1 pseudogene is annotated in these 274 nt (G+C 48.5%); it reads left to right on the top strand.

Annotated features, from left to right (window positions below):
- Positions 1-71 precede the first annotated feature (71 nt).
- A pseudogene (locus V7D78_RS17075) lies at positions 72-274 on the top strand (hypothetical protein); the annotation flags it as partial.

Raw genomic sequence — 274 nt, 5'->3', positions numbered from 1 at the left:
TTCAAAGTATGTCAGGTACAAGCGGTAGGCAGCGAGTACAAAATGATGTGTTAGCCAGTTTTGATATAGCAATGCCAAATGAAGAAGTAGCCAAAGCATTTTCGCAGGTGGTGATTCCAATACAGCAAAGTATTTCAGCAAATCATAAGCAAGCCCAAACACTTGCTAACCTACGCGACACCTTACTTCCTCGCTTAATCTCAGGCCAGTTGCGTTTGCCAGAGGCGGAAGCGGCTTTGGCGAAGGCCGAGGCTGACTTCGCAGCGGCAGGCGA

The organism is Arsukibacterium sp. (assembly GCF_036735525.1).
In the GTDB taxonomy this organism is placed as follows: Bacteria; Pseudomonadota; Gammaproteobacteria; order Enterobacterales; family Alteromonadaceae; genus Alishewanella.
Note: the sequence above shows the minus strand (reverse complement) of the source record. Positions and strands in the feature narration are given on the sequence as shown.